A 7,556-nucleotide genomic window follows, 5' to 3' on the forward strand; every position below is an offset into this window, starting at 1 on the left:
TGGGCAGCCTGTTCTTATTCTATAAAGTATTGCTTCGACAAAATTTCTCAAATTAGATTTGAAATAGATATCAAAATTTCGGAAAATAGAAAGTAACTTAGACCAGTGTTGATCATTCAGCATTGTACGAGGCATAGCGAGAAGTAAATTTAGTTTGGCGATTAAATTTTACTTTCTCGCTATTTTTTGAACAGTAAATGTCAACAGACCCTACTTTAAAATAAGTAATTTAGTCAACTTTAAATTCGGGGAGCCAATGATGAGTCAGTTTTTAAGAAAACTTGCTGTCATTGATAAAAATAAAATGACTGGTCAATTCATTGTTGTTGCGCTGCTATTGTTACAGGTGAGCTTAACGTGTGCGAGTAGTAACCAACTCCCACAAAAAGCCACCTGGTATCGTTATTATGACAGCAAAGGTGTGGCCAATATCAGTACTAACGTCACACCCAATCATATCCGTTATGGCTATGAAGCACTTGACCAGAATATGCAGGTCATTAAGCGAGCGCGTCCTTATAATGCCGAAGCGGATATCAGGCAAGCGCCACAACGTGCCCAACAGGCGCAGCGGATTGCCGAAGACCATAAACTCAAGCGCGCTTATAATAATAGCCAGACCGCTTTACAGAAAAAGAATGACAGCCTGGTGCAGTTAAAAAAACAGATTGATTTCCAGCAAGAACAAATGAAGCAACTGCAAAAAGATCGGGTCATGTTTGTGCGTCAGGAACGCGAATATTTACGTAAAGGTAAAACCCCACCGGCACACCTGAAAACAACATTAGACAATAACCAGAAAAATCTCGTTTCCCAAAAAGAAAATATTCAATCTTTACAAAGTCGCTATCGAAATCTGGAAGCAGAATACGACAAAATTATCGCCCGTTTAAAAGCACTTGAATAAATACAAATAGCTGGCCGTGGTTTTGATCCATAGCACGCTAAAAGGACTCATATGCAAACTGCACCGCATTCTCATGATTTAAATATGCCTTCCCCGCGCTCTATCCTGATCATGAGTGCACTTTGCTTAAATATGTTTTTAGTGGCTTGTGATAAAAATGAACCCGTACAGCAAGCAGAAACACCCAAATCCATTGAAGTCATTCCTCAAGATCTAGTTGCAGTTCAATCTGGCAATTCAGTTCAAAAAACTGCATTCACCGGCACTATTCGTGCAGTCAATCAAAGCAGCATACAAGCACAGGTCTCTGCTACTGCTACCAGCGTAAACGCGCAGGTAGGTCAAACTGTTTCTAAAGGACAGGTGCTGGTACGCCTGAATAATCAGGACAATGCAGCCCGCTTGGCACAGGCACGTGCAAATCTGGCCTCTACTCAAGCGCAAGCCAATCAGGCTCGCAACATGATGCAGCGTAAAAAGCGCCTGCTCGATCAGGGTTTTATTTCAAAAGTAGAATATGAACAAAGTCAGGTCGATTATCAGGCCCAGCTTGAAAATGTCCGCGCCCAGCAAGCCAATGTCGATATTGCCCAGAAAGCAGATCGCGATGGCACCATGACCAGCCCGATCAGTGGCGTGATTACCCAGCGTCAGGTTGAACCCGGCCAAACCGTGGCGATTGGACAAACCCTGTTTGAAATCGTTGATCCAAAACGACTGGAAATTCAGGCACGCGTACCCAGTGATCTGCAATCAGGTTTAAAACTGGGCAGTCAGGTCGAATACACTATTCAAGGGAATCCAAATCGGCTCACTGCCGTAATTAGCCGGATTTCCCCGATCGCAGATCAGGCCAGTCGCCAGATCGAATTCTTTGCCACGCCAAATGAAACAATTCCCTCACTTAGCATTGGCTCCTTTGTCGAAGGCAACATTCTGAGTTCACAACAGATCTCTGGCCAGCTGATTCCATTAGATACTGTCCAGGATATCCAGAGCAAACCCTATGTCTGGGTGATTCGCCAGAATAAAATTATCAAGGTCAATGTTCAGGTTCTAGAACAGCGTTATAGCGACAACATTGCCGTGGTTCAAGGACTGGAAAATGGCGATCAGGTCAGCCGGGTTAAGTTTAGCGAATCCGATCTGCAAAAAACTGTCACCCTTCGCGCCAACTAAAGCCATTCACACAGGATCATTGATATGTGGTTTACCCGAATTAGTGTGAAGTATCCGGTTTTCACCATTATGATGATGTTCTGCCTGATGGTACTGGGACTGGCTTCCTGGCAGCGCATGGGCGTTGAAGAATTTCCTGATGTCGATTTCCCTTTTGTGGTGATCTATACCAACTATCCGGGTGCTTCTCCGGAAACGGTTGAATCGGAAATCACCAAAAAACTTGAAGATCAGATCAATACCATTTCCGGTTTAAAACAGGTGATTTCCCAATCAAGTGAAGGTTTGTCCATCATCACCACCGAATTTAATCTGGATGTGACATCGACCACAGCAGCCCAGGACGTGCGGGATAAAGTCGCCTCTGTGACTGCTGAATTCCGGGATGAAATTCAGGAACCGATTGTTGAGCGTTATGATCCGACAGCAAATGCAGTGATGTCGATTGTATTTGAATCCGACAACATGGATGTAAAAGCGCTCAGTTCTTATCTGGATCAGCGGATTGTGCCACAACTGCGCACAGTTCCGGGAGTCGGAACGGTCAATCTGCTTGGTGATGCGCAGCGCCAGATCCGGATTCAGGTGGAACCGCAAAAACTGCAAGCCTTTGGCATTGGTGTAGATAGCGTGATCAACACCTTAAAAGCCGAGAATATTGAAGTCCCGGGGGGGACGCTTAAATCGGGTAATTCGGAACTGGTCATTGAAATCAATTCCAAAGTGCTGCATCCCCTCGCCTTCGGCGATCTGGTCATTGCCAATAAAAACGGCGTACCAATTTTCCTCAGACAAGTGGCTAATATTCAAGACAGTCAGGCAGAGCTGGAATCCGCAGCTTTTCTGAATGGCAAAACTGCAGTTGCGATTGATATTTTGCGTAGTTCAGATGCAAACGTCATTGAAGTAGTAGACAAGAGCTATGCAACTTTAGAAAGTATTGAGGCGCAGCTTCCCCAAGGCACTACTTTACAAGTAGTGGTAGATTCCTCCAAAAGTATCCGCGGCACCATTGGCGATGTAGCCCGCACCATTATTGAAGGTGCGGTACTGGCTGTGCTGATTGTCCTATTATTTTTAGGCTCTTTCCGTTCAACTGTGATTACCGGTTTGACCCTACCCATTGCACTCTTGGGCACGCTGACCTTTATCTGGGCCTTTGGCTTTAGCATCAATATGATGACTTTGCTGGCGCTGTCCTTGAGTATTGGTCTGCTGATCGATGACGCAATTGTAGTACGTGAAAACATTGTCCGGCATGCCGACATGGGCAAAGACCATGTAACTGCCGCGCTCGATGGCACAAAAGAAATTGGCTTAGCCGTGCTGGCCACGACACTGACCATTGTTGCCGTATTCCTGCCTGTGGCCTTTATGGGCGGAATTATTGGCCGTTTCTTCTACCAGTTCGGGGTCACGGTAAGTATGGCCGTTCTGATCTCGATGTTTGTCAGCTTTACCCTGGATCCTATGCTCTCTGCACACTGGGCAGAAAAGAAAAAAGATCCAAACAAAAAACCAGGTTGGGTGAAACGTTTCTTTAGCTGGATCTCCGGCAAGCTGGATAACTTAAGCCATGTCTATGAAAAATTATTAAAACTGGCCTTACGTTTTAGGCTTATTACCCTGCTGATTGCGGTCGCTTCATTATTTGGTGCTTTGGGTTTATCCAAACTGATCGGCACCGAATTTGTACCGGTCCCGGATAAAGGCGAAATCCGGATCAAGTTTGAAACACCGGTCGATTCATCGCTTGAATATTCACAAGCCAAACTGCAGCAGGTGGATCAGATTATTCGTCAGCATCCGGATGTCAAAGCCACTTATGGGGTGATTAATGGCGCAACTGACCGCGGTAAAAACCATGTCAGTTTACGGGTGACTGTAACGCCGCGTACCGAACGTGAAAAGACCCTGAATGACCTGAATAATGAATTCCGCCAGCGTCTACAATCGGTTGCAGGAATCAGCATTACCTCGGTGGCATCCGCCGATGAAACCGTTTCAGGTGGCCAGAAGCCGATCATGATTTCGATTAAAGGTCCGGATCTAGATGAACTGCAAAAAATTTCCGATCGCTTTATGACGGAAATGGCGAAGATTAATGGCATTGTCGATCTGGAAACTTCATTAAAAGAACCCAAGCCGACTCTTGATGTACAGATCAATCGCGTCTTGGCCAGTGATTTAGGTTTATCGGTCAATCAGATTGCCAATGTAGTGCGTCCGCTGATTGCCGGTGATGATGTCACGACCTGGCAGGATGAAAAAGGTGAAACCTATGATGTGAATCTGCGCCTGACCGAAGACCAGCGCAGCTTGCCTAGCGATTTACAGAATATGTATATCACCTCGAATAAAACCGATGCCAATAATCAACCAGTTCTGGTCCCGCTTTCGAGTGTCGCCAAATTTCAAGAAAAACTGGGCGCCTCGCAGATTAATCGACGTGATCTGGCACGTGAAGTTCTGGTCGAGGCCAATACTTCAGGACGTCCTGCAGGCGACATCGGGACGGATATCAGCCGCTTGCAAGAAAATTTCGATATGCCACCGGGTTATAGTTTCGACACTCAAGGCTCCAATGCCGACATGGCAGAATCCGCAGGTTATGCACTGACTGCGATTACCCTGTCGATTGTCTTTATCTATATTGTGCTCGGTTCGCAGTTCAACAGTTTTATTCATCCTGCAGCAATTATGGCCTCACTGCCATTGTCGCTGATTGGCGTGTTTCTGGCCTTATTCCTGTTTAATTCCACCATGAATCTATTTTCGATTATCGGCATTATCATGCTGATGGGACTGGTGACCAAGAATGCGATTCTGCTGATCGACTTCATCAAGAAGGCCATGGACCGCGGCGAAGACCGTTATGATGCGATTATTGCCGCTGGTAAAACCCGTTTGCGTCCTATTCTGATGACTACCAGCGCGATGGTCATGGGCATGGTGCCACTTTCCCTAGGGCTAGGTGAAGGTGGTGAACAAAGTGCACCGATGGCGCATGCGGTGATTGGTGGGGTAATTACCTCTACCCTGCTGACCCTGGTGGTGGTGCCGGTGATCTTTACTTACCTGGATGACTTTAAGAATTTTATGCTGCGTCAGGCACGTAAAATCATGGCATAATTTAATGCAACACAATGAGGTGACATTCCCAAAAGCTCACCTCATTTTTTATTGTATAATCCCTGCTTTAACGCTTAATTTTTTAGGACAGTTTCCATGCGCGCGAGTCGCTTTTTATTTGCAACGTTAAGAGAAACCCCGAACGATGCTGAGGTTATTTCACATCAGCTCATGCTTCGTGCCGGTATGATTCGTAAGTTGGCTTCAGGTCTATACACCTGGTTGCCGATGGGCGTTCGCGTATTAAATAAAGTTGAAGCGATCGTTCGCGAAGAAATGGACAAAGTCGGTTCACTTCAAGTCTATATGCCGGTGACTCAACCTGCATCTTTATGGGAAGAATCAGGTCGTTATGTACAATACGGTCCTGAGCTTTTACGCTTCAACGACCGCCATGGCAACCCATTTGTTCTCGGTCCGACGCATGAAGAAGTGATCACTGACCTTGCACGTAACGAATTAAAAAGCTACAAGCAATTGCCTGCAAACTTTTACCAAGTACAAACCAAATTCCGTGACGAAATTCGGCCACGTTTTGGCGTAATGCGTTCACGTGAATTCATTATGAAAGATGCCTACTCTTTCCATGCCAACCAGGAATCACTGCAACAAACCTACGACGACATGTATGCAGCCTACTGCAAAATCTTCACCCGTCTTGGTTTAGATTTCCGTCCAGTACAAGCAGATACCGGTTCAATCGGTGGTTCAGGTTCTCACGAATTCCACGTACTGGCTTCAAGCGGTGAAGATGATATCGCATTTTCGACTGAATCTGACTATGCAGCCAATATTGAAATGGCAGAAGCAGTACTTGTCGGTGAACGTGCGGCACCTACACAAGAACTCAAACTGGTAGATACACCAAATCAAAAAACCATTGCAGATGTATCAGCATTCTTGGGTACGAACCCTGCTCATTCAGTAAAAGCCTTATTGGTTCAAGGTGTTGCGACTGAAGAAGGTCAAGATGCACCTGTGGTTGCTTTATTCCTTCGTGGCGATCACGAACTGAATGAAATTAAAGCTGAAAAACATCCTTTAATTGCTGCACCTTTAACATTTGCTACTGAAGAACAACTGCAAGCCCTTGGCTTAACTGCTGGCTTTGTCGGTCCTCAAGGTCTGGTCGAAAAAGGTGTAAGCGTTATTGTTGATCGTGCAGCATCCGTATTGTCTGATTTTGTTGCGGGTGCAAATGCAGCAGATCAACACGCAACTGGTGTAAACTGGGAACGTGATGCACAGTTCACTGAAGTTTATGACCTACGTAACGTGGCTGAAGGTGACCCATCTCCAGATGGTAAAGGTACGCTTCAAATCAAACGTGGTATCGAAGTAGGTCATATCTTCCAGTTGGGTCAAAAATACTCTGAAGCGTTGGGTTGTAAAGTATTGGGTGAAGATGGCAAACCATTTACTGTAACAATGGGTTGTTATGGTATTGGCGTGACGCGTGTGGTGGCCTCTGCAATCGAGCAGAACTTTGATGAGAAGGGCATTATCTGGCCAACTGCCATTGCACCGTTTGAAGTTGCCATTGTGCCGATGAATGCACACAAATCTCCACGAACTATGGAAGCTGCGGAAGCACTCTATGCTGAATTACAAGCTGCAGGTTTTGACGTGTTACTCGATGACCGTAATGAACGTCCGGGCGTGAAATTCTCTGATCTTGAGCTTACAGGCATTCCACACCGTATTGTGATCGGTGAAAAAGGTTTAGATGCAGGTACTTTTGAATATAAAGGCCGCCGTGATGCTGAATCAGTAAATATCTCGAAAGAAGAATTATTGGCGAAGATTGCTAAATAATTTCACTTTCTTATAAAAAATCCCGCATCTGGCGGGATTTTTTATGGCTATCGCACCCTTAACAGAATTTATGTCCACCGAAACAGTTCGGTTTAAAATTCTGGCCTTGTAAAGTTAAATTAGTGAGAGGGAAATCAAGTAGTGCAGGATTTTTAATTTCCTTTACATCAAGCGCACTCCCTAGCACACAACCAAAAACTAGACTCCCACAATCTCGCACATTAGTGGTTAAATCATGGTTAATTCCTGTAATAGTTTGCTTTAAAACAGCATCTGAAATTGGCACACTATATGAAGGTGAAATACTTCCTAAATCTACTTCATCTTCCATGGCCATCCACCATCCTTGTTTTGCCGCGACTGCTGCGCCAGGCCATAAGATGCTTTGGGATTGCAAGGAGAGTGAAGCTGGATGTCTTGTCCTGAAATAGATTGACAGTATTCCACTTCAAACCGAGTTAAGCAATTAGCTCGGTTTTTGTTTGCTCATACATCTGATTCGGGGTGTTCATATTTAAACTTA

At 45.2% G+C, this 7,556-nt stretch carries 4 protein-coding genes and 2 pseudogenes; 4 read left to right on the forward strand and 2 right to left on the reverse strand.

Annotated features, from left to right (window positions below):
• A pseudogene (locus WFH18_RS15955) lies at window positions 1–135 on the reverse strand (IS5/IS1182 family transposase); the annotation flags it as partial.
• A 124-nt stretch (window positions 136–259) separates the two neighbouring features.
• Between WFH18_RS15955 and WFH18_RS15960 the strand changes: the two are divergent.
• The 4 genes from WFH18_RS15960 (at window position 260) to WFH18_RS15975 (ending at window position 7,033) form a co-directional block, all read left to right on the forward strand.
• Window positions 260–907 carry a hypothetical protein gene (locus tag WFH18_RS15960; protein ID WP_004732001.1) on the forward strand — a complete coding sequence of 216 codons (648 nt, stop codon included), beginning with the start codon at window positions 260–262 and terminating at the stop codon, window positions 905–907.
• 51 nt (window positions 908–958) lie between these two features.
• Window positions 959–2,086: an efflux RND transporter periplasmic adaptor subunit gene (locus WFH18_RS15965; protein WP_004732003.1), complete on the forward strand. Its 1,128-nt coding sequence runs from the start codon at window positions 959–961 to the stop codon at window positions 2,084–2,086.
• Between the two features lie 24 nt (window positions 2,087–2,110).
• Complete coding sequence (locus WFH18_RS15970; RefSeq protein WP_004732006.1) at window positions 2,111–5,218, forward strand: efflux RND transporter permease subunit; 3,108 nt, start codon at window positions 2,111–2,113, stop codon at window positions 5,216–5,218.
• Window positions 5,219–5,314: 96 nt separating this feature from the next.
• Window positions 5,315–7,033, forward strand: a complete 1,719-nt coding sequence (locus WFH18_RS15975; protein ID WP_004732007.1) for a proline--tRNA ligase — start codon at window positions 5,315–5,317, stop codon at window positions 7,031–7,033.
• A gap of 58 nt (window positions 7,034–7,091) precedes the next feature.
• Here the strand turns inward: WFH18_RS15975 and WFH18_RS15980 are convergent.
• A pseudogene (locus tag WFH18_RS15980) lies at window positions 7,092–7,448 on the reverse strand (hypothetical protein); the annotation flags it as partial.
• Window positions 7,449–7,556 lie beyond the last annotated feature (108 nt).

This window comes from Acinetobacter sp. USHLN143 (assembly GCF_037145695.1).
Classification (GTDB): domain Bacteria; phylum Pseudomonadota; class Gammaproteobacteria; order Pseudomonadales; family Moraxellaceae; genus Acinetobacter; species Acinetobacter fasciculus.